Here is a 19,311-nt window from a genome sequence, read left to right on the forward strand (position 1 = left end):
CAGGGCTTCAGATCTTGACGCAGGTCAATGGCAGGAGCGAGCTGTGTTCACAGGGGGATAGTCGGCAAGCCATAAAATGCCCGTGCGCACGCGGTCGTGTGCGCCGCCAGATCTTCCGCTGTCTCCTCCCGATGTAGCGCCACCTCACGCAACACCTCGGTCAGATACGCCGGCTCATTGCGGCCGTTCTTCGGCTTCGGCCGCAGGCTGCGCGGCAGCAGGTACGGCGCATCGCTTTCGAGCATCAGCCGCCCGCGTTTGATCTCTTTCACCAGCGGATGCAAATGAGTACCGCGGCGTTCATCGCAAATCCAGCCGGTGATGCCGATGTGCAGGTCCAGGTCGAGGTAACTGAACAGCGCCGACTTTTCCCCGGTGAAGCAGTGCACCACGGCGGCCGGCAATTGATCGCGGTATTCGCGCAGGATTTCCAGCAGGCGTTGGCTGGCATCACGTTCGTGCAGGAACACCGGCATCTGCAACTCGACGGCCAGCGCCAGATGCTCTTCGAGGACTTTCTCCTGTTGCGGGCGCGGCGAGAAATCGCGGTTGAAATCCAGACCGCATTCACCCACGGCCACGACGTTCGATTCCTTGAGCAGGCTGCGCAGTCGACTGGCACTGTCGGCGTTCCAGTCGCTGGCCGCGTGGGGATGAATGCCAGCGGTGGCGAACAGGCGTTGCGCGCTTTCATCCAGTTGCTGGCACAGCTCCAGCGCCTGTTCGCTGCCCTCGACGTTGGTGCCGGTCAGCACCAATTGGCAGACGCCGGCGGCATAAGCGCGGTCGAGTACAGCCTGGTGCTTGTCGGCAAAACTGGGGTTGGTCAGGTTGACGCCGATATCGATGAGTTGCATGGTGCTACCTCGGACCAAAGGCCGGAAAGCATATCAGAGCTGTAGATTTATAAGAAAAACCAAGAACTACAACGAGTTATAGCTGTCATTTGATTCCGCGGGAGTGGGCAGGGTGGTCAGAGTGCCATCACTGTGCCAGTCTTTCGCACTTTGCCAGCGCTCAGGCGCTCTGTTTTTGTCGTGTGATTTCATGAAATCACTCATGTGATCAACCCGAATTCTTTGCGGAGAGTGGATGATTCGTCCCTCGGTTTTGCTCCTGCTGTGCTGTTCGCTGCTGCTGCCGGTCTCGGCGGTCGCGCGTCTGCCCGGGCCGCTGCAAGCCGTGCCGGCCGCCAAGGTCCGGGACCTGACGGAAATCCGCAGCGGTCGCGTGCTCCGAGTGCTGGTCAACCAGAGCCGCAACAGCTCCGGCGAAGTCCAGGGCCAGGCCATCGGTGTTGAATACCATCGTTTGCGCGCCTTCGAGCAATACCTCAACGGTCACGCCCGTGACGGTCAGGAAATCTCTCTCAAGATCATTCCCAAGGCCAAGGATCAGTTGCTCGGCGCGTTGCAGCGCGGGGAGGGCGATCTGGTGGCGCCGGGTGAATTGCTTGACCTGCGAGCGGGATACGCCGTCAGTACCAGTGAGCCGATTGCCAGCAACATTGCGCTGGTGCTGGTCGGCATTAAGGGCGAACGCCGCTATACCCGTCTCGAACAACTGTCGGGCAAAACCCTGGCACTGCCCACCGGCAGCGCCGCCGGGGATGCCGTCAGCCAGATCAATCAAAAGCTCGCGCTGCACAAATTGCCGCCGGTCACCATTGAGTGGGTCGATCCGAGCCTGGCGGTCGAGGACGTGCTGGAGATGGTCCAGGGCGGGATTTTTCACCTGACCATCGTCGAACAACCGATTGCCGAGCGCTGGAGCAAGATCCTGCCGAAATTGCGTCTCGACCGGCAGGTGCTGATCAGCGAGCCAGGCGAGGAGTTCTGGTTTGTGCGTCGCGATGCCTCGATGTTGCGGGCCAGCATTGACCGTTTCCTCGCCGGCTACAAAAAACCGTCGGACCAGGACGTCGCTTTCCTGCGCATCTATCGGCGTCTCTATCAAGTGCACTATCCCTTGGCCAAGGCTGACCGGCAGCGTCTGGAAAAGCTTCGTCCTGTGCTGCAAAAACATGCCGACGGCCAAGGCATGGACTGGCTGAACCTGGCGGCGCTGGCGTTCAAAGAGTCAGGTCTGCAACCCAAGGCGCGCAGTGGCGGTGCGCCGACCGGCCTGATGCAGATCACGCCTTCCGCAGCGCAGCGAGTCGGTGTCAGCAATATTCAGGATCTCGATGCCAATGTGCAGGCCGGGGCCAAGTACCTGGCAATGATTCGTCGCAAGTTCTTCGCCAGCCCCAAACTCAACGAGCGCGAGCGCATGGCGTTCGTGCTGGCGGCCTACAACATTGGCCCGGAGCGGGTGCAAGGGATGCGTGCCGAGGCACGGCGACGTGGGTTGAATCCCAATCAGTGGTTCTTTCAGGTGGAACGCATCGCCATGGAGCAGGTGGGAATGGGACCTGTCAGCTATGTTAATAGCGTGAACAAGTACTACTTGGCGTTCGATCGGGAGCGGGAGTCGTTGGAGCCCCAGGGGCAAAAAGTTGCCCTTCGTAAATGATCGAATAAACTGATTGTTAATGCGAGATTTTTGCGCTTTTAACATGAGATTTACTGATTAATATAGCGGCCAACCAACACACTCTCACAATGGATGACACAGCATGAGCACACTGATCAACAAGGTTCTGTTTACCCGCGCTGGCTACGGCCTGACTGTTCTGCGAATTTTCGTCGGCATCATCTTCGCTGCCCACGGTTCGCAGAAACTCTTTGGTGCGTTTGGCGGCTACGGTCTGGCCGGCACCGCGCAGTACATGGAAAGCATCGGCCTGGCGCCGGGTTACCTGATGGCGACGCTGGCGGGCGGTACTGAGTTCTTCGCCGGTCTGGCATTGATCATCGGCCTGCTGGCTCGCCCGGCGGCGTTGGGTTTGACCTTTCTCTCGCTGGTGGCGATTTTTTCGGTACACATCAGCAACGGTCTGTTCATGGCCAACAACGGTTACGAGTTCGCCCTGGCCTTGCTCGGTGGCAGCATCGCGGTACTGATCGAAGGCGCCGGCAAGCTCTCGGCCGACCGTGCCATCGCTGGCTGACCGCTCTGGCTCAAGCAAAAGGCCTGCATTGCGCAGGCCTTTTTGTTGTGCGTCATTCTTGACACTGTCCGGTCAGCTTCACTAGGATGCTGCCCATGCGCCGATTTAAACAGCTACTTGCGGGGCGCCAGGTGACTCATCCAGTTGCCGATAGAAGCTTGAAACAGGCTTCGAAATACCGCTAAAGCGCTGGTTCGGTGTTGCCTCTCACCTGCCATGCAGACTTTGAGGCAGAGACACGACACGATGAATGCACTAAGCCCCGTTATACGTCCCGCGCCGATCACGGCACATCTGACCCAGCGCAATCCAAAAATCCTGCTTGGCGGCAAACATCAGCCGACGCTCTTGCGTTACCTCGATGGCTGGCCACGTCGCACCGGTGGTCCGGCAGCTTTCCTGATCCAGTTTGTCGAAGATGGCGAATCTTTGGCTCGCTTTGCCGGCGACAGTTTCGACCTGGCGGTGATTCAGTCGCCCAACGCTGAAGATGCCCCCGAAATGATCCGGCAGCTGACCCGCGTCGCCCGCCAAGGGCTGATTACCCGGCGCTGAAGCGTCAGGGATAATCGATCGCCACGATATACACGCACTGTTCGCCGGTAGGCGTCTGGACCCGTACTTCGGCGTCCAGTGCCTTGCCGATCAGGGCGCGAGCCAGCGGTGAGTCGATGCTGATCAGGCCTTGTTTCAAATCCAGTTCATCCGGCCCGACGATGCGATAGCGCGATTCTTTGCCGTCTTCGTCTTCGATGGTGACCCACGCGCCGAAATAGACTTTGTTCGGATCGCTGGGTTTTTCGCTGACGACCTTCAGGGCTTCCAGGCGTTTGGTGAGAAAACGCACGCGACTGTCGATTTCGCGCAGCATCTTTTTACCGTAGGTGTATTCGGCGTTTTCTGAACGATCGCCCTGTGCCGCTGCTTCGCTGACAGACTGCGTCACTTGCGGTCGGCGAACGTGCCAGAGCTCGTGAAACTCGGCGCGCATCCGCGCTTCACCTTCGGGGGTGATCAGCGCGGTGCCGGCGGTGCGGGGAGGGCGATAACGGCTCATGGCGACTTCTTGTGATTAAGAACGCTCGAGTTTATCAACCCTCGCGCAGAACTGTCAGCGGGCTGGCATTCAAGGCGCGTCGGGTGCCAAACACACCGGCACCGCCGATCAGCACGGCGCCGATCAGAGGCAGCACCAACAGCCACGCATGCGGATGCCAGGGCAGGTCGAACGCATACCGGTAAAGCACCAGGCTCACAACTTCCGAGCCGATCGCCGCCAACAAACCGCTGACCGCGCCGAGCAAACCGAACTCGATCCGCCGCGCCTTCACCAGCAATTGCCGCTCCGCCCCCAGTGCGCGCAGCAGCGCACCCTGACGGATGCGCTCATCCAGCGTCGCTTGCAGGCCGGAGAACAGCACTGCCATCCCGGCTGCCAATACAAACAACAGCACATATTCCACTGCCAGGGTGACCTGCGCGAGGATGCTGCGCAGCTGCGCCAGCAAAGCTTCGACTTGCAGGATGGTGACCGCCGGGAAAGACCGGGACAGATCGACAATCTGTTGATCGTGACCCGCCGCCAGATAGAAGCTGGTCAGGTAAGTCGCTGGCAGGTCCTTCAAGGTGCCGGGCTGGAAAATCATGAAGAAGTTCGGCTGGAAATTGTCCCAGTTAATCTCGCGCAGGCTGGTGACTTTCGCCTCGCGATTCGCCCCGCCGACGGTGAAGACCAGGTGGTCGCCGAGTTTGAGCTTCAGGCTCTCGGCGACTTTGCCTTCCACCGAGACCCCGGGAATCTCATCCGGTGTCTGCTGCGGCCACCAGTCGCCGGCGGTAAGTTTGTTGCCCGCTGGCAGGTCCGCCGCCCAGGTCAGGCTCAGGTCGCGCTGGATCGCCCGGTCACCCGCCGACTCTTTGGTGACGATTTGCTGCACCGGTTCGCCGTTGATGCTGATCAGTCGCCCCGGCACCACCGGGTATAGCGGCGCCGATTGCGCGGATAGTTCCATCAGGCGGTCGGCGAAGGCCTGCTTGTCCGCGGGCAGGATGTTCAGGGCGAAATAGTTTGGTGCGTTCTTCGGAAGCTGGTTTTGCCAGGTGTCGAGCAATTCGCCGCGGAGCAAGGCGATCAATGCCATCGACAGCAGAATCAGGCCGAATGCCAGGGATTGTCCGGCAGCGGCCAGAGGATGACGCAGTAACTGGCCCAACCCGAGGCGCCAGGGCAGGGAGGCACGGGCGAGCATGCGTCGCAGGCTTTTGAGCAGCAGCAACAGTAAACCGCCCAACACCAGTGCGGCAATGACGCCGCCGCCGAGCAGGGCGAAGGTCAGCACCAGGTCCAGGCTCAGGCGCCACATGATCAGGCCGAGGGCGCCCAACGCAGCGCCATAAACCATCCAGGTGCTTGAAGGGATCGGCAGCAAGTCCCTGCGCAATACCCGCAACGGTGGCACCCGACCCAGCGCCGCCAGCGGTGGCAAGGCAAAACCGGCCAATGCCACCAGCCCGGTGCCGATCCCGGCGATGGCCGGAAACAAACCACCCGGTGGTACATCGCTGGGCAGTAAATCATGCAGCAGGGCAAACAGCCCCAGTTGCGCCAGCCAGCCAATGACGGCACCGCTGATGCTGGCGAGTAATCCAAGGACCGTCAGTTGCAAACTGAACAGCAACAGGGTTTCCCGGCGGGACAATCCCAGGCAACGCAACAGCGCACTGGCATCGAAGCGGCGAGTGGCAAAGCGCGTCGCCGACAACGCCACCGCCACCCCGGCCAGCAACACCGCCACCAGACTGGCCATGTTCAAATAACGCTCAGCCTTGCCCAGGGCACCACCGATCTGCCGGTTGCCATCGCGGGCATCCTGAATACGCTGGTTGGCGGCCAGGCCCGGTTTGATCAGTTGGCGATAGGTTTCCAGCGCCGTGGCGTTGCCGCGCCAGAGTTCGCGGTAACTGACCCGGCTGCCGGGTTGCACCACGCCGGTAGCTTCAAGATCGCTGAGGTTGATCAGCACCCGTGGCGTCAGGCTGTAGAAGTTGCCGGCACGGTCCGGCTCGTAGGTCAGCACGCGTGCCAGTGTCAGGGTTTTCATACCGACATCGATGCTGTCGCCGATCTTCAGGTCAAGTGCCGTCAGCAACCGCGCCTCGACCCAGGCTTCGCCGGGTTTCGGTCCGCCACCGGACTGTTCCGGGGCGAAGGGCGCAGGTGCGCTCTTCAGTTCGCCGCGCAGTGGGTAGACGCTATCGGCGGCCTTGATGCTGGACAGTTGAATGCCGTTGTCGGTGGCGATGACGCTTGAAAACTCCACGACTTGCGCGTGTTCGAGGCCCAGCTCGGTGCCGTTTCTGATCTGTTCGGTTCGCGCTGGCGAGCTGCCTTCAAGCACCAGATCGGCACCGAGAAACTCGGTGGCGCGCAACATCATGGCGCCGTTGAGGCGGGCACCGAAATAACCGATGGCGGTACTCGCGGCCACGGCCACCAGCAGCGCGAAAAACAACACGCGCAATTCACCGGCGCGGGCATCACGCAGCAATTGGCGGATGGCGAGACTGAACAGGCGCAACAGCGGCAGGCGTGCCATCAAGGCTCCAGAGGGGCGACCAGCAGGCCGGCTTCAAGACGGATCAGGCGCCGGCAGCGATGTGCCAGGCGTTCATCGTGAGTCACCAGCACCAGGGTCGTGCCGCGCTCCTTGTTGAGTTCAAACAACAGATCGCTGATGCGCTCGCCGGTGTGGCTGTCGAGGTTGCCGGTCGGTTCATCGGCAAACAACACATCGGGCTCGGCGGCAAACGCGCGGGCAATTGCCACGCGCTGCTGCTCGCCGCCGGAGAGTTGGCGAGGCGAGTGGGTCAGGCGCTGTCCCAGGCCGACCCGTTGCAGCAGTTCGGTGGCACGGCCTCGGGCGTCTTTGCGGCCATCGAGTTCCAGCGGCAGCATGACGTTTTCCAGGGCGTTGAGGCTGTCGAGCAACTGGAATGACTGGAATACAAAACCCACGTGTTCGGCGCGGATGCGCGCACGCTGGTCTTCATCGAGATTGCTCAGGCCCTGGCCGGCGAGGGTGACTTCGCCGCTGCTGGGCAGATCGAGGCCGGCGAGCAAGCCGAGCAGGGTGGATTTGCCGGAACCGGACGCGCCGACGATGGCCAGGCTGTCGCCCTTGTTCAGTTCCAGGCTGAGTTCGTGCAGGATAGTCAGTTCACCTTCCGCGCTGGGAACCACTTTGCTGAGGTTCTTCGCGGTGAGAATGCTTGCGCCCATGGAGAATCCGATGCGTGTGTGGTTTTTGAGTGCTGGCCTGGCCTTGATGTGCATGGCCCAGAACGCAGCGGCGGGTACTGTCCTGATCGTTGGCGATAGTATCAGCGCCGGTTTCGGGCTGGATACCCGGCTGGGGTGGGTGTCGTTGCTTGAACAACGGCTCAAACACGAAGGTTTCGACGATAAGGTGGTCAATGCGTCCATCAGCGGCGACACCAGTGCCGGTGGCCAGGCGCGGCTGCCTGCGCTGCTTGCAGAGCATAAGCCGGCGCTGGTTATCCTCGAGTTGGGTGGCAATGACGGGCTGCGCGGATTGCTGCCAACGCAATTGCAACAAAATCTTGCTTCGATGATCGACAGCTCCCGCGCCAGTGGCGCGAAGGTGCTGCTGCTCGGCATGCAGTTGCCACCCAACTATGGCGCGCGTTACACCAAGGCTTTTGCCGAGGTCTACAGCAACGTTGCCGAAGAGAAGAAAATCCCGCTGGTGCCGTTTTTTCTCGACGGCGTGGGCGGTCATCCGGACCTGATGCAGGCCGACGGCATACACCCGGCGGCCGGGGCTCAGGACAAGTTGCTGGAAAATGTCTGGCCTACGCTAAAACCGCTGTTATGACACTTTTCTAGAGGCAGGCTTTCGGCTAAGGTGGCGCCCCCGATTTGGAGCCCCCGATGCCGCGTCCCGCCTGGTCACTTTTTGCCTATCAACTGATCGAGCCTGACGAACAGCTGGATCTGTTCGCCTGCCAGGAAGTGCGGGTGCATCTGGTGACTCGTCAGCTGGAGTTGGGTGGTTCGGCTGATCGCACTTTGTGCGGGAGCCTGTTGCCTGCGCAGCCACGTTGGTCGAGTGTTGATCGGCGGGTGTTTCAGGATCAGCGGTTGTGTTCGTTGTGCCGGGCTATTCTGGAGTCGCAGAAGCGTGGGACTTCGCCGATCTGGCCTGAGTTGCGGTTTGAGCTTTAGTCTTTTGATGCCCTGGGCACCTGTGGGAGCAAGCCTGCTGGCGATGACTCGCTTCGCTCGACCGCTGCTACAGGGGGCTGGGTGCTGATCCAAAGCAGAAGAACGCCTTGCATCGCCTGCAATCGGGCGATTTCCCCGAAATAACAGACAGCGGTGTACAATCGCGTTCTTATACCCTCTGTTGATCATGCGAAGGATTTTCCGGATGTTGCCGCGCTTTCCTGCCGTCACCCGCTGCCTGACTCTTGCCGCCCTCTGCGTGGCGGGTCCCGTTGCAGCTTTGGAGCTGCCACTACCACCGCCTGGGGAAGACATCGTCGGCCAGGTACAAGTGATCAAGGCCAAGTACGAAGATACCTTCGCTGACCTTGGCACCACCTACGACCTGGGCTACACGGAAATGGTCGCGGCCAACCCGGGCGTCGACCCATGGTTGCCAGGCGCCGGCACCGAGATCGTGCTGCCGACCCGCTTCATCCTGCCGCCCGGCCCGCGTGAAGGCATCGTCATCAACCTGGCCGAGTATCGCCTCTACTACTACCCGAAAGGCAAGAACACGGTATACACCTTCCCGCTGGGTATCGGTCGTGAAGGCTGGGGTTCGCCGATTGCCCACACCAGCATCATTGCCAAGACGCCGAACCCGACCTGGACGCCTCCAGCGTCGATCAAGGCCGAGCACGCCGCTGACGGTGATCCGCTGCCCAACGTGGTGCCGGCAGGTCCAGACAACCCGCTGGGGCCGTTCAAGTTCACTTTGGGCACGCCTGGCTACCTGATCCACGGTTCGAACAAGAAGTTCGGCATTGGCATGCGCACCAGCCACGGTTGCTTCCGCATGTTCAACAACAATGTGCTGGAAATGGCCGGCATGGTGCCAGTCGGGACGTCGGTGCGTATTATCAACGACTCGTACAAGTTCGGCGTGAGTGGTGGCAAGGTTTACCTGGAAGCGCATACGCCGCTGGACGACAAGGGCAACCCGTCGGTGGTCGACAAGCACACCGCGGTGATCAACGCGATGCTCAAGCGTGAAGACATCACCAACAATCTGCGCATGAACTGGGATGTGGTGCGTGATGTGGTCGCGGCCGAAGACGGCCTGCCAGTGGAAATCGGTGTCCCGAGCGGTGCGGCGCCAATGGTGACCAGTGCACCCCTCGACCCGCTGCAGTAACGTTTGAACCGAACCCGCCGACGCAGACCGCGTCGGCGGGTTTTTTATTGGTGCGCCAGGCATGGCGCGTTGCGCGTAAGCGCAACCAGCTTGGCTGTGGTGGCCACGCTGGTGACTTGGAGGTGAAAGTCCTCTACACACCCGGCAAGGGGAAGTGTTAGCCAGAGGCAAGGGTGTCGCGGGTGACTGCGAATCTGAAGGAAGCCCGAGGCAAAATGCTGGCCTGACGAACAGGAAGCGGATTAGGCGGTGCAGCGGGGTAAGAAGGCCAATATCTTCAAAGCCCAATACTTGTACGGAACGCTGTGACGTAGATCCGACAGGCATAAGCAGGAAGGTCGCGCGAATTACCCAGGGAGATCTGTATAGCCTGCCATGTGCTACCGGCGTCGCGAGATGACGGGATGGGCGACAGAAGTCAGCAGAGGCCGTAGTAGTTGCTCGACACCGGAGTAACGAAGGGCTGAACCTGCCATGAGTGGATAGTCGGGTGTGATCTCTGTTGGAGCGTAAAGCAGAAACACCGCATAGCGGGGGTCGAGACCATCAGGAGGTAGGAGCCGGAAGCTCCGAGGGCCGGTCTGGGCGCTTAGATACCACAGGCGACACATCAACGGAACCAAGCTCGCTGACGTTGTATGTCAGTAGGCAGGAACCGCCGTATACGGAACCGTATGTACGGTGGTGTGAGAGCACGGCGGGGGCAACCCCGCCTCCTACTCGATCTCGTAACAAATGCCAGGCAATAAAAAAGCCGACCCAAAAAATGGGTCGGCTTGATAACAATCCCGAAGGACTATTACTTGCGGCTAGCTTTTTCCAGCATGCGCAGAGCACGCTCGTTAGCTTCGTCAGCAGTCTGTTGTGCTTTTTGAGCAGCAGCCAGAGCTTCATCAGCTTTACGGTAAGCTTCGTCTGCACGAGCCTGGGAGCGAGCAGCTGCGTCTTCAGTAGCGGTCAGACGTGCTTCGGTTTCTTTCGATGCGCTGCTGCAACCGGTAGCCAGAACTGCGGCCAGAGCCAGAGCAGAGAATTTCAGAACGTTGTTCATCGTGTTCCCCTTCAAGGACTTTCTATTAAGTAGCTGTCTCCTCAGAGTGAGGAAATAGCCGGCATACATACTACCCATAACTTGTAGTAAGTAAAACTGACGTGAAGCAAGAAGCAAAAAAAATTGTAGGCGTTGATTCTTTTTCGAGCAACTTTTAACTGCACTGTTTAAAAAACATCCAGCTGGGAGGCCCGAGATGAGCGAGCTGGATAAGAAAAGTTCCCCGCACCCACAGCTCTTTTTGCGGTCTTGGATAAAGTCTGGCTAGATGGATTCGTCTACACTTTTGTTCGGATTTTGCACGGCGCCTCTCAATATCTTTCTCCATGTTCAGGTGACTTTAACTACGGGCGCTCGTCTTAAGTCTCAACATCCGGCAATGTTCAGGCTATCGACCTTGGAAAACCTCCGGTCGGGCCGTTCCTGCGTATCCCGGAGCAGCACCTTCCAACCAGCACGATGACGAGCGCACCTTGAGCATTTCGGTCAATGGTGGCTACTATTTGTACGTGCTCGGTTGCGCGAGATCGGTGTAGCTCTTCTCGGTGTCCATTCAGGCACGGGGTGGCGTAGATGTTCCTTCGCCGGAAAAACATCGGTAAGGTAGGGGTCGGAATTCAAGACCCGCGAGGAGTAGTGATGAGCGAGGCGTTGTCCATCCACCATGACCAGGCTGGTCATCAGTTCGAGACCAATGTGGACGGTCATCGTGCCTACCTGACTTATATGGATCTGGGGAAACAGACCCTGGATATCTATCGCACGTTTGTGCCTAACGCGTTGCGCGGTCGTGGCATTGCCGCCGCGCTGACCGAGCAGGCGCTGCAATACGCCGAGGAAATGGGCTACACCGTCATTCCATCGTGCTCCTACGTCGAGCGCTACATGGAGCGTCACCAGCGGCATGCGGCCAAGCTGAGCCAGTGACATTCAGCAAATCGAACACATAAAAAAAACGCCGGGTATTGCCCGGCGTTTTTTTGTCTGCAACAAACAGCGATCAGGTGCGCTCGCGTTTCGGCAGAACGTCCTTGAGCTTGGCGTGCATGCTGCGCAAGGTGTTCTCGGTCGCGGTCCAGTCGATGCAGGCATCGGTGATCGACACGCCGTATTGCAGGTCGGCGAGGTCTTTCGGGATGGCCTGGCAACCCCAGTTCAAATGGCTCTCGACCATCAGGCCGATGATCGACTGGTTGCCTTCGAGGATCTGGTTGGCGACGTTTTCCATCACCAGCGGTTGCAGGGCCGGGTCTTTGTTGGAGTTGGCGTGGCTGCAATCAACCATGATGTTCGGCTTGATCTTGGCCTTGTTCAGCGCCTGCTCGCACAGGGCGACGCTGACCGAATCGTAGTTCGGCTTGCCATTGCCTCCGCGCAGTACGACGTGACCGTAGGCGTTGCCCTTGGTGGTCACGATCGACACGCCACCTTCCTGGTTGATCCCCAGGAAGCGGTGCGGGCTGGAAACCGATTGCAGGGCGTTGATCGCCACGGTCAGGCCGCCGTCGGTGCCGTTCTTGAAGCCGACGGCCGAGGATAGGCCCGAAGCCATTTCACGGTGAGTCTGGGATTCGGTGGTACGCGCGCCGATGGCCGACCAGCTGATCAGGTCCTGCAAGTATTGCGGGGAGATCGGGTCGAGGGCTTCGGTGGCGGTTGGCAGGCCCATTTCGGCCAGGTCCAGCAGCAACTGGCGACCGATGTGCAGACCGTCCTGGATCTTGAACGAGTCGTCCAGGTACGGGTCGTTGATCAAGCCCTTCCAGCCGACGGTGGTGCGCGGCTTCTCGAAATACACGCGCATGACCAGATACAGGGTATCGGACACTTCCGCGGCGAGAACCTTCAGGCGCTCGGCGTATTCGTGGGCTGCCTTGATGTCGTGGATCGAGCAAGGCCCGATGACCACGAACAGACGGTGGTCGGTGCCATCCAGAATGTTGCGAATGACTTCGCGGCCCTTTGTGACGGTGCGCAGGGCAGCGTCGCTCAGGGGGATGTCACGCTTGAGCTGGTCGGGAGTGATCAGCGTCTCATTGGAGGCGACGTTTAGGTCGTTGATCGGTAAATCAGCCATCGTTTACTCGTCAGGTCACGGGTGCCGGCCGCCAGCGAACCCGCGCGGCGGAGCACAGCAAATTAAGCGCGTCGGGGAGCCGAACCTTAGCGCGTTACACCGTGGCTAGACAATGGGCTGGCCGCTGTTTAATCCACTACAGGCTGGGCAAATGCCTTACGAACCGTTTCGTGGGAGAACTCGTCGGCGTGTTCCTGGACCCACTCCAGCGCCAGCGCTTGAACTTCCTGCAGGTCATCATGGGCGTCGTGCTGGCGGCAATAACGCTCGATCTGGCACACCTGCTCGCCCATCCGGGCACTGAACAGCGTTTGCTCGTCAACGAAGGCAATGCCCACCAGATAGCCGCGCTTTCGTCGCAGACACCAGGCCACATAGCCCAGAAAACGCATGTCGGGGTTCAGCGTCGGCATGCGAACTTCCAGCGCCGTGCCGTAGCGCCATGCGCGGTGATAATTGCAAGCCATGCCCCCGAGGCTGATAGTGTGCAGCTGGCGCCGCGAAATACACTCAGATTTGTGCAGCGTTAATTCCACAGGCACATCGTCAGGATGAGGAATGAATCGACCCATGAACACGGACTCCCTGTGTCGGCCATCTGACATTGTTTCCCCCAGTATAGTGATCGAATTGGATCTGACCGATTTCGACGCCGACCAACGGCTGCTGACGATGAACGGTGTGTCGCTGGTGATTTTCACCAGTGTCGGCTGTTCCAGTTGCCGTTTTGCCCGTGAACAACTGCCAGCACTCGACCTGGCGGTCGACCGCTTGTGCTGGATCGATGCCGGGAACAATGGCGGGGTGGTCGAGCGTTATCAGGTCTTTCATTTGCCGGCGCTGTTTGTGGTGCGCGACGGTGAGTTCTTCGGGGCATTGCATTCGCGCCTGACCGGCACCGAACTCAATCGGGCGATACGTCAGGCGCTGAGTCGAACAGCAGAGGAGTTGCCATGATGGGGGCAGTTGCCAAACCGACTATCGGGATTATCGGGACCGGTGCAATCGGCGGGTTTTACGGGGTAATGCTGGCGCGTGCCGGTTTCGAGGTGCATTTTCTGTTGCGCAGCGAGTTTTCTGCGGTGGCCGAACGCGGGTTGCAAGTCGACAGTGCGCCGCACGGTGCGTTGACGCTGAACCCGGTCCAGGCCTATTCGAATGCGGAAGACATGCCGCCCTGTGACTGGCTACTGGTGGGCGCGAAAACCACCAGCAACGCGGATCTGGCACCCGCCATTCTGAAAGCCGCTGCGCCGAATGCCAAAGTGCTGCTGTTGCAAAACGGTCTGGACGTCGAGGACAACCTGCGCGGGTTGCTTCCCGATTCACTGCATGTTCTCGGCGGGCTCTGCTATATCTGCGTTCACCGCGAAGGACCTGGCGTGATCACCCACCAAGCGCTCGGTGCAGTGCATGTCGGCTACCACAGCGGTTCGGCAGATGATGACGCGGCGCGTACAGCGATTGTCGAGGAGGGTGTCGGACTGTTCCGTGCTGCGGGCATCGACTCTCAAGCCATGGCGAACCTTCATCAGGCGCGCTGGCAAAAACTGGTCTGGAATATTCCCTACAACGGTCTGTCGGTGTTGCTCGGGGCGAGTACCACACCGCTGATGGCCGATGCCGACAGCCGTGAGCTGATCAAGGCGTTGATGGCCGAAGTGGTCCAGGGCGCCATCGCTTGCGGGCACAACGTTCCGCCCGGCTATGCAGAGCACTTGTTTATGGTGACCGAAAAAATGCCCGACTACTGGCCGAGCATGTATCACGATTATCTGCACAAACGGCCGCTGGAACTGGACGCCATCTATGCCCGGCCACTGGCGGCCGCAAAAGCCGCAGGGTGCGAGTTGCCGCGTATCGAGGCCTTGTATCGCAGCCTGGGTTTCATTGATCGACGCAACCGGTAAGCAGATCCACCTGAGGGGGAAGGGCATGGCGAAGAACATCGACGACAAACTGGTGCTGGCGATTTCCTCGCGCGCGCTGTTCGATCTGAGTGAAAGTCATAAGGTCTACTTGTCGAGCGGCGTCGAGGCCTACCGGCAGTATCAGATCGAGCACGAGGACGAAATCCTCGAACCCGGCGATGCCTTTCCTCTGGTGCAAAAACTCCTGAATCTCAATGCCCACTTGGGTCGCGCCCGGGTCGAAGTGATCCTGGTCTCGCGCAACAGCGCCGACACCGGCCTGCGGGTGTTCAATTCGATCGATCACTACGGGCTGGCGATTTCCCGTGCGGCGTTCGTCGGCGGGCGCAGTCCTTATCCGTACCTCAAGGCCTTTGGTTGCGACCTGTTTCTGTCGACCCACGCCGAAGACGTGCGCAGTGCGCTGGACGCAGGGTTTGCCGCAGCGACCATTTTGTCCGGTGGCGCCAGCCGCGCCGCCAGTGATGAATTGCGCATAGCATTCGACGGTGACGCCGTGCTGTTTTCCGACGAATCGGAGCGCGTGTACCAAACCGGTGGCCTGGAAGCGTTTCAGGCCAGCGAACGTGAAGCCGCCCGCGAACCGTTGCGTGGCGGGCCGTTCAAAGGTTTTCTCGCAGCGCTGAACCTGTTGCAGCGCGAGTTCCCGGATGGCGCCTGCCCGATCCGCACGGCGTTGGTGACGGCCCGTTCGGCGCCTGCCCACGAGCGCGTGATCCGCACCTTGCGTGAATGGGACATCCGCCTGGATGAGTCGCTGTTCCTCGGTGGCCTGACCAAATCGGCATTTCTCGAAGCCTTCGCCGCCGATGTGTTTTTCGATGACCAGGCCGGTCACTGCGAGTTGGCCCGGGAAGTCGTCGCCACCGGTCATGTGCCCCATGGCATAAGCAACGAGCAAAAGGTTTAAGCCCGCCGATCAACGTGTTGCGCCGGACGTCGTACTCGCCAAGGCACTGCTAAGCTGAATCAATCTCCGCCATGTTGGCAATCGAGGAGGTCATATGATTCGCTCGATGCTCTATGCCACTGACCTCGGCCTGTACGCACCTTTGGTGATGCAGCATGCCTTGGCATTGGCCCGGACATTCAATGCCGACCTGTACGTGGTGCATGCGGTGGAGCCCATGGGGCTGTTCGCAGAATCGGTGTTACAGAGTTATCTCGATGAGCAGGCGTTGAACGAGTTTCACAGTCAGGGACTGAACACGGTCATCGCCAATATCGAGCAGCGGGTACTCGACAGTTTTCGTGAAGAGTTGGGGGGTGAAGGGGAGTTGGACCTGGAGCGGATTCAGGCGGTGCGGGTGCTGCAGGGCGATCCGTCGCAGGTGATTCTCGACCAGGCACAGAAACTCTCCGTGGATTTGTTGATCGTAGGTAGTCATAGCCATGGTGCTGGCGCGGAAACGCCTTTGGGCCGGACCGCAGCGCGGGTGTTGCAGTTGGCTCGGGTCCCGGTCTATCTGGTGCCGCTGGTGGAACGCCGCCGTCAAGGGGATCGCTAGAGCACGAAGAGTGGCATTTCGACAAAAAAGTTCTAGATTTATTCTTCAAACCATTAATATAGTTATATACCGTCGCTGATGCCCGTGGCGTCTATCTGCTTTGAGGGATTCATATGAAGCTTCAACAATTGCGCTACATCTGGGAAGTGGCGCACCACGACCTCAACGTTTCGGCTACAGCCCAAAGCCTTTACACCTCGCAACCGGGCATCAGCAAACAGATCCGCCTGCTGGAAGACGAACTGGGCGTCGAGGTCTTCGCGCGCAGCGGCAAGCACCTGACCCGTGTGACTCCGGCCGGCGAGCGCATCATCACCACCGCAGGCGAAATCCTGCGCAAGGTGGAAAGCATCAAGCAGATCGCCCAGGAATTCTCCAATGAGAAGAAAGGCACCCTGTCGATCGCCACCACCCACACCCAGGCGCGTTATGCGTTGCCACCGGTGATCAGCAATTTCATCAAGCAATACCCGGATGTTGCCCTGCACATGCACCAGGGTTCGCCGATGCAGATCGCCGAAATGGCCGCTGACGGCACCGTGGATTTCGCCATCGCCACCGAAGCGCTGGAGCTGTTCGGCGACCTGGTGATGATGCCGTGCTACCGCTGGAACCGCTGCGTGGTCGTGCCGCAGGGTCACCCGCTGACCAAGCTGCCGAAGCTGACCCTCGAAGCCCTGGCCGAATACCCGATCGTGACTTATGTGTTCGGTTTCACCGGCCGTTCGAAACTCGACGAAGCCTTCAGCCATCGTGGCCTGACGCCGAAAGTGGTGTTCACCGCCGCCGACGCCGACGTGATCAAAACTTATGTTCGCCTGGGTCTGGGCGTGGGTATCGTGGCGAAAATGGCCGTCGACACCAAGCTCGACAGCGATCTGGTGGTGCTCGATGCCAGCGAATTGTTCGAATCCAGCGTGACCAAGATCGGCTTCCGTCGCGGCACGTTCCTGCGTGGTTTCATGTGCGACTTCATCGAGAAGTTCGCCCCGCACCTGACCCGCGAAGTCATGGCCAAGGCCATCCAGTGCCACAACAAGCAGGAGCTGGAAGAGCTGTTCGACGGCGTCGAACTGCCGGTCCACTAAGCCCGCTTAAACGACCTCGGTGACAGCGAACTGTTGCCGAGCACCCGCCACCAGAATCTCCACCTCATCGCCCTCGAATTTGCCCAGCAGGCTTTTGCCCAGCGGTGAGCGCGGGGTGATGACGGTAATCATCTGCCCGACCAGATCGACTTTCAGGCCCGCCGCATCAGGCGCCAGAAACAGCCACTGCTCGCGACCCTTTTCGTCTTCCAGCCCCAGCAGGGTTCCGACTTCAATGCCACGTTGCTCGTCATAAGGGCGCAGCGCCAGATTCTGACAAAGCGTCAGTGACTGGCGAATTTCCTCCACGCGCCTGGCCTGCCCGGCGGCCAGATACGACGCTTCAAGCCCCAGCGTGTCGTACTTGTTTTCGGCGATGTTTTCTTCGTGGGTCGCAGTTTCATAAGCGGTCTGCGCGGCCCGTTCGGCGATGTCGAGGTCGACTCGCAATTTGTCGAGAATCAGTTGATGGACGGTTTGCTTATTCATGATCAATCGCAGAATTGCAGGACATTGGCGCGACTTTTTTCGCTCGGTGCCGTCTGGTCCTGTTGCAGCCAGAACTGGCATTTGGCGTTCGACAGATTGCGGTTGCTGCTGCGCGCCTGGTCGAGCCGTTGCGCCTGCTCGTTCTTGCGCAGGTTCTCTTCGTACTGCTGGAACAGAGGGCTTTGAGGCGGAATGTCCGGCGCCTGCTGCACCACCGGTGGGTTGACCAGTTGCTGTACAGCCTGGGCCACGGGGGCCAGTTGCTCGCTGAAGAACAGGCGCGAGGCGAGCCAGCAGGTCAGTGCGATGGCAGTGAACCCCAGCCACAAACCGAGGGCGATGCTGCCGGTCAGTTGCACGGTATTGAGCTGGATCGGCAACGGACGACGCGGGTTGGAACGGTAGGGCATGACTGCCTCCTGGCGGTAGGTCGCGGGCGTGTGGCAATTGTCGCACGAAGATTAATCGTCGTCGGCTCTTCTGCACGGGGTAATTTATGCGGACAATTGCGGCTTTTGCCAACGGGAATCTGGAATGTCTGAAATGCCTCAAATGAAAAAAAACAGGCGCTGGGACATTTTTTGCACCGTGGTCGACAACTACGGTGACATCGGCGTGACCTGGCGTCTGGCCCGGCAACTGGTGGCCGAGCATGGGTTGGCGGTGCGTTTGTGGGTCGACGATTTACGTGCTTTTGAACGCATGTGCCCGGAAATCGACATCCACACCTCGCAGCAATGGCAGCAGGGCGTCGAGGTGCGTCACTGGGCGGCCGACTGGCAACCGACTGAAGCCGCCGATGTGGTGATCGCCGCGTTCGCCTGTCAGTTGCCGAGTGCCTACATGGACGCCATGGCCGAACGGGAAAAAACGCCGTTGTGGATGAACCTCGATTACCTGAGTGCCGAGGACTGGGTGATCGGTTGCCACGGTTTGCCGTCGGTGAAGTACAAGCACGTACAGAAATTCTTCTTCTTTCCAGGATTCCAGAAAGGCACGGGCGGTTTGTTGCGTGAAAGCGGTTTGCTGGATCGGCGTCGACAGTTTCAGCAAAGTCCTGAGGCACAGCGAGAGTTCCTGCAAAGCCTGGGGATTGATCGAGCGCCAGGTGCGCAGCTGATTTCACTGTTTGCCTACGAAAATGCCGGGCTGGCCAGTTGGCTGGACGTGTTGGCGGGCGATTCCTCACCCACGCATCTGCTGGTCCCGGAAGGGCGGGTGCTCGGCGATGTCGAGCGCTGGCTCGGCGTGACGAATCTGAAAGCCGGTGCGCTGCATGTGCGCGACGCCTTGACCGTGCAAGTGCTGCCGTTCGTCCGACAGGATCAGTATGACCTGTTGCTGTGGAGCTGTGATTTCAACGCCGTACGCGGTGAAGATTCCTTTGTTCGCGCCCAATGGGCGGGCCGGCCGCTGCTCTGGCACATCTATCAGCAGGAAGAAGACGTCCATCTGGACAAGCTTGAAGCCTTCCTTGCGCTCTATGTGAAAGACCTCTCAGCGCCTGCGAGCGAGGCGATCAGCGGTCTTTGGCGGGCATGGAACGCCGGTGAGAAAATGACCGACCACTGGCAATCCACCCGTAAACACTGGCCAGAGCTGGAAAAACACGCTGAGACGTGGTGTCTGGAACAGGCCTTGCAGGCCGATCTTGCCACGGCGCTGGTACAGTTTTATGGAAATTGGATATGAT

Annotated in this window: 22 protein-coding genes; 13 read left to right on the top strand and 9 right to left on the bottom strand. The window is 59.7% G+C overall.

The window, feature by feature from the left end; all coding sequences use genetic code 11:
- Positions 1–47 precede the first annotated feature (47 nt).
- Positions 48–857, bottom strand: coding sequence for a TatD family hydrolase (locus ACNYC6_RS21985; protein WP_419709134.1), 810 nt, complete (start codon positions 855–857; stop codon positions 48–50).
- Positions 858–1,092: 235 nt separating this feature from the next.
- On the opposite strand from ACNYC6_RS21985, the gene ACNYC6_RS21990 reads away from it, so the two are divergent.
- The 3 genes from ACNYC6_RS21990 to ACNYC6_RS22000 all read left to right on the top strand — a co-directional run bounded on the left by ACNYC6_RS21990 (position 1,093) and on the right by ACNYC6_RS22000 (position 3,607).
- The gene (locus tag ACNYC6_RS21990; protein ID WP_419709135.1) at positions 1,093–2,514 is read left to right on the top strand and encodes a transglycosylase SLT domain-containing protein; all 1,422 of its coding nucleotides are present in this window, start codon (positions 1,093–1,095) and stop codon (positions 2,512–2,514) included.
- Positions 2,515–2,617: 103 nt separating this feature from the next.
- Positions 2,618–3,052 carry a DoxX family protein gene (locus ACNYC6_RS21995; RefSeq protein ID WP_338582278.1) on the top strand — a complete coding sequence of 145 codons (435 nt, stop codon included), beginning with the start codon at positions 2,618–2,620 and terminating at the stop codon, positions 3,050–3,052.
- Between the two features lie 246 nt (positions 3,053–3,298).
- Positions 3,299–3,607 carry a class I SAM-dependent methyltransferase gene (locus ACNYC6_RS22000; protein WP_419709136.1) on the top strand — a complete coding sequence of 103 codons (309 nt, stop codon included), beginning with the start codon at positions 3,299–3,301 and terminating at the stop codon, positions 3,605–3,607.
- Positions 3,608–3,611: 4 nt separating this feature from the next.
- Here the strand turns inward: ACNYC6_RS22000 and greB are convergent, their stop codons facing one another.
- The 3 genes from greB to ACNYC6_RS22015 are packed head-to-tail and all read right to left on the bottom strand — an operon-like array spanning position 3,612 to position 7,331.
- Positions 3,612–4,109 carry a transcription elongation factor GreB gene (gene greB / locus ACNYC6_RS22005; RefSeq protein WP_034150173.1) on the bottom strand — a complete coding sequence of 166 codons (498 nt, stop codon included), beginning with the start codon at positions 4,107–4,109 and terminating at the stop codon, positions 3,612–3,614.
- A gap of 34 nt (positions 4,110–4,143) precedes the next feature.
- The gene (locus tag ACNYC6_RS22010; protein WP_419709137.1) at positions 4,144–6,648 is read right to left on the bottom strand and encodes an ABC transporter permease; all 2,505 of its coding nucleotides are present in this window, start codon (positions 6,646–6,648) and stop codon (positions 4,144–4,146) included.
- Positions 6,648–7,331, bottom strand: a complete 684-nt coding sequence (locus ACNYC6_RS22015) for an ABC transporter ATP-binding protein (protein ID WP_034150171.1) — start codon at positions 7,329–7,331, stop codon at positions 6,648–6,650. The genes ACNYC6_RS22010 and ACNYC6_RS22015 overlap by 1 nt, the downstream gene beginning before the upstream one ends.
- 10 nt (positions 7,332–7,341) lie before the next feature.
- Here ACNYC6_RS22015 and ACNYC6_RS22020 point away from each other — a divergent pair, with 10 nt between their 5' ends.
- From ACNYC6_RS22020 to ACNYC6_RS22030, 3 genes are all read left to right on the top strand, one after another.
- Complete coding sequence (locus ACNYC6_RS22020; RefSeq protein ID WP_419709138.1) at positions 7,342–7,947, top strand: arylesterase; 606 nt, start codon at positions 7,342–7,344, stop codon at positions 7,945–7,947.
- A 56-nt stretch (positions 7,948–8,003) separates the two neighbouring features.
- The gene (locus tag ACNYC6_RS22025; protein ID WP_003226812.1) at positions 8,004–8,297 is read left to right on the top strand and encodes a hypothetical protein; all 294 of its coding nucleotides are present in this window, start codon (positions 8,004–8,006) and stop codon (positions 8,295–8,297) included.
- Positions 8,298–8,502: 205 nt separating this feature from the next.
- Positions 8,503–9,474: a L,D-transpeptidase family protein gene (locus tag ACNYC6_RS22030; RefSeq protein WP_419709139.1), complete on the top strand. Its 972-nt coding sequence runs from the start codon at positions 8,503–8,505 to the stop codon at positions 9,472–9,474.
- Between the two features lie 799 nt (positions 9,475–10,273).
- Here ACNYC6_RS22030 and oprI read toward each other — a convergent pair.
- Positions 10,274–10,525: an outer membrane lipoprotei OprI gene (gene oprI, locus ACNYC6_RS22035; RefSeq protein WP_003183784.1), complete on the bottom strand. Its 252-nt coding sequence runs from the start codon at positions 10,523–10,525 to the stop codon at positions 10,274–10,276.
- 639 nt (positions 10,526–11,164) lie between these two features.
- Here oprI and ACNYC6_RS22040 point away from each other — a divergent pair.
- The gene (locus ACNYC6_RS22040; protein ID WP_020800382.1) at positions 11,165–11,452 is read left to right on the top strand and encodes a GNAT family N-acetyltransferase; all 288 of its coding nucleotides are present in this window, start codon (positions 11,165–11,167) and stop codon (positions 11,450–11,452) included.
- Between the two features lie 73 nt (positions 11,453–11,525).
- Here ACNYC6_RS22040 and ACNYC6_RS22045 read toward each other — a convergent pair whose 3' ends face one another.
- A complete protein-coding gene (locus tag ACNYC6_RS22045; RefSeq protein WP_419709140.1) occupies positions 11,526–12,602 on the bottom strand; it encodes a 3-deoxy-7-phosphoheptulonate synthase in 1,077 nt (358 codons plus the stop codon).
- 128 nt (positions 12,603–12,730) lie between these two features.
- A complete protein-coding gene (locus tag ACNYC6_RS22050) occupies positions 12,731–13,174 on the bottom strand; it encodes a PilZ domain-containing protein (protein ID WP_419709141.1) in 444 nt (147 codons plus the stop codon).
- Between ACNYC6_RS22050 and ACNYC6_RS22055 the strand changes: the two genes are divergently transcribed.
- The 5 genes from ACNYC6_RS22055 (at position 13,173) to cysB (ending at position 17,129) form a co-directional block, all read left to right on the top strand.
- A complete protein-coding gene (locus tag ACNYC6_RS22055) occupies positions 13,173–13,559 on the top strand; it encodes a thioredoxin family protein (RefSeq protein WP_419709142.1) in 387 nt (128 codons plus the stop codon). The two genes, ACNYC6_RS22050 and ACNYC6_RS22055, sit on opposite strands and share 2 nt — an antisense overlap.
- Positions 13,556–14,512, top strand: a complete 957-nt coding sequence (locus ACNYC6_RS22060) for a putative 2-dehydropantoate 2-reductase (protein WP_419709143.1) — start codon at positions 13,556–13,558, stop codon at positions 14,510–14,512. The genes ACNYC6_RS22055 and ACNYC6_RS22060 overlap by 4 nt, the downstream gene beginning before the upstream one ends.
- Before the next feature lie 25 nt (positions 14,513–14,537).
- A complete protein-coding gene (locus ACNYC6_RS22065; RefSeq protein ID WP_419709144.1) occupies positions 14,538–15,443 on the top strand; it encodes a 5'-nucleotidase in 906 nt (301 codons plus the stop codon).
- 94 nt (positions 15,444–15,537) lie between these two features.
- On the top strand, positions 15,538–16,041 hold the full coding sequence (locus tag ACNYC6_RS22070; RefSeq protein WP_419709145.1) for a universal stress protein: 504 nt from the start codon (positions 15,538–15,540) through the stop codon (positions 16,039–16,041).
- Positions 16,042–16,154: 113 nt separating this feature from the next.
- Positions 16,155–17,129: an HTH-type transcriptional regulator CysB gene (gene cysB / locus ACNYC6_RS22075; protein WP_003199376.1), complete on the top strand. Its 975-nt coding sequence runs from the start codon at positions 16,155–16,157 to the stop codon at positions 17,127–17,129.
- Between the two features lie 6 nt (positions 17,130–17,135).
- Here the strand turns inward: cysB and ACNYC6_RS22080 are convergent, their stop codons facing one another.
- Positions 17,136–17,618 (bottom strand): GreA/GreB family elongation factor, encoded by a 483-nt coding sequence (locus tag ACNYC6_RS22080; protein WP_419709146.1) that lies wholly within the window; start codon positions 17,616–17,618, stop codon positions 17,136–17,138.
- A gap of 2 nt (positions 17,619–17,620) precedes the next feature.
- The gene (locus tag ACNYC6_RS22085; protein ID WP_419709147.1) at positions 17,621–18,028 is read right to left on the bottom strand and encodes a hypothetical protein; all 408 of its coding nucleotides are present in this window, start codon (positions 18,026–18,028) and stop codon (positions 17,621–17,623) included.
- A 124-nt stretch (positions 18,029–18,152) separates the two neighbouring features.
- Between ACNYC6_RS22085 and earP the strand changes: the two genes are divergently transcribed.
- Positions 18,153–19,310: an elongation factor P maturation arginine rhamnosyltransferase EarP gene (earP, locus tag ACNYC6_RS22090; protein WP_419709148.1), complete on the top strand. Its 1,158-nt coding sequence runs from the start codon at positions 18,153–18,155 to the stop codon at positions 19,308–19,310.
- Position 19,311: the final 1 nt, after the last annotated feature.

Source organism: Pseudomonas sp. NFX224 (genome assembly GCF_048565165.1).
Taxonomy (GTDB): Bacteria; Pseudomonadota; Gammaproteobacteria; order Pseudomonadales; family Pseudomonadaceae; genus Aquipseudomonas.

Excerpts from the sequence above, each read along its gene's own strand:
- ACNYC6_RS22025 (WP_003226812.1), top strand. The coding sequence starts at position 8,004 with ATGCCGCGTCCCGCCTGGTCACTTTTTGCCTATCAACTGATCGAGCCT.
- ACNYC6_RS22040 (WP_020800382.1), top strand. The coding sequence starts at position 11,165 with ATGAGCGAGGCGTTGTCCATCCACCATGACCAGGCTGGTCATCAGTTC.
- ACNYC6_RS21985 (WP_419709134.1), bottom strand. The coding sequence starts at position 857 with ATGCAACTCATCGATATCGGCGTCAACCTGACCAACCCCAGTTTTGCC.
- earP (WP_419709148.1), top strand. The coding sequence starts at position 18,153 with ATGTCTGAAATGCCTCAAATGAAAAAAAACAGGCGCTGGGACATTTTT.
- ACNYC6_RS22020 (WP_419709138.1), top strand. The coding sequence starts at position 7,342 with ATGCGTGTGTGGTTTTTGAGTGCTGGCCTGGCCTTGATGTGCATGGCC.
- ACNYC6_RS22070 (WP_419709145.1), top strand. The coding sequence starts at position 15,538 with ATGATTCGCTCGATGCTCTATGCCACTGACCTCGGCCTGTACGCACCT.
- greB (WP_034150173.1), bottom strand. The coding sequence starts at position 4,109 with ATGAGCCGTTATCGCCCTCCCCGCACCGCCGGCACCGCGCTGATCACC.
- ACNYC6_RS22050 (WP_419709141.1), bottom strand. The coding sequence starts at position 13,174 with ATGGGTCGATTCATTCCTCATCCTGACGATGTGCCTGTGGAATTAACG.
- ACNYC6_RS22030 (WP_419709139.1), top strand. The coding sequence starts at position 8,503 with ATGTTGCCGCGCTTTCCTGCCGTCACCCGCTGCCTGACTCTTGCCGCC.
- ACNYC6_RS21995 (WP_338582278.1), top strand. The coding sequence starts at position 2,618 with ATGAGCACACTGATCAACAAGGTTCTGTTTACCCGCGCTGGCTACGGC.
- ACNYC6_RS22000 (WP_419709136.1), top strand. The coding sequence starts at position 3,299 with ATGAATGCACTAAGCCCCGTTATACGTCCCGCGCCGATCACGGCACAT.
- ACNYC6_RS22055 (WP_419709142.1), top strand. The coding sequence starts at position 13,173 with ATGAACACGGACTCCCTGTGTCGGCCATCTGACATTGTTTCCCCCAGT.
- cysB (WP_003199376.1), top strand. The coding sequence starts at position 16,155 with ATGAAGCTTCAACAATTGCGCTACATCTGGGAAGTGGCGCACCACGAC.
- ACNYC6_RS22080 (WP_419709146.1), bottom strand. The coding sequence starts at position 17,618 with ATGAATAAGCAAACCGTCCATCAACTGATTCTCGACAAATTGCGAGTC.
- ACNYC6_RS22010 (WP_419709137.1), bottom strand. The coding sequence starts at position 6,648 with ATGGCACGCCTGCCGCTGTTGCGCCTGTTCAGTCTCGCCATCCGCCAA.
- ACNYC6_RS22045 (WP_419709140.1), bottom strand. The coding sequence starts at position 12,602 with ATGGCTGATTTACCGATCAACGACCTAAACGTCGCCTCCAATGAGACG.
- ACNYC6_RS22015 (WP_034150171.1), bottom strand. The coding sequence starts at position 7,331 with ATGGGCGCAAGCATTCTCACCGCGAAGAACCTCAGCAAAGTGGTTCCC.
- ACNYC6_RS22060 (WP_419709143.1), top strand. The coding sequence starts at position 13,556 with ATGATGGGGGCAGTTGCCAAACCGACTATCGGGATTATCGGGACCGGT.
- oprI (WP_003183784.1), bottom strand. The coding sequence starts at position 10,525 with ATGAACAACGTTCTGAAATTCTCTGCTCTGGCTCTGGCCGCAGTTCTG.
- ACNYC6_RS21990 (WP_419709135.1), top strand. The coding sequence starts at position 1,093 with ATGATTCGTCCCTCGGTTTTGCTCCTGCTGTGCTGTTCGCTGCTGCTG.
- ACNYC6_RS22085 (WP_419709147.1), bottom strand. The coding sequence starts at position 18,028 with ATGCCCTACCGTTCCAACCCGCGTCGTCCGTTGCCGATCCAGCTCAAT.
- ACNYC6_RS22065 (WP_419709144.1), top strand. The coding sequence starts at position 14,538 with ATGGCGAAGAACATCGACGACAAACTGGTGCTGGCGATTTCCTCGCGC.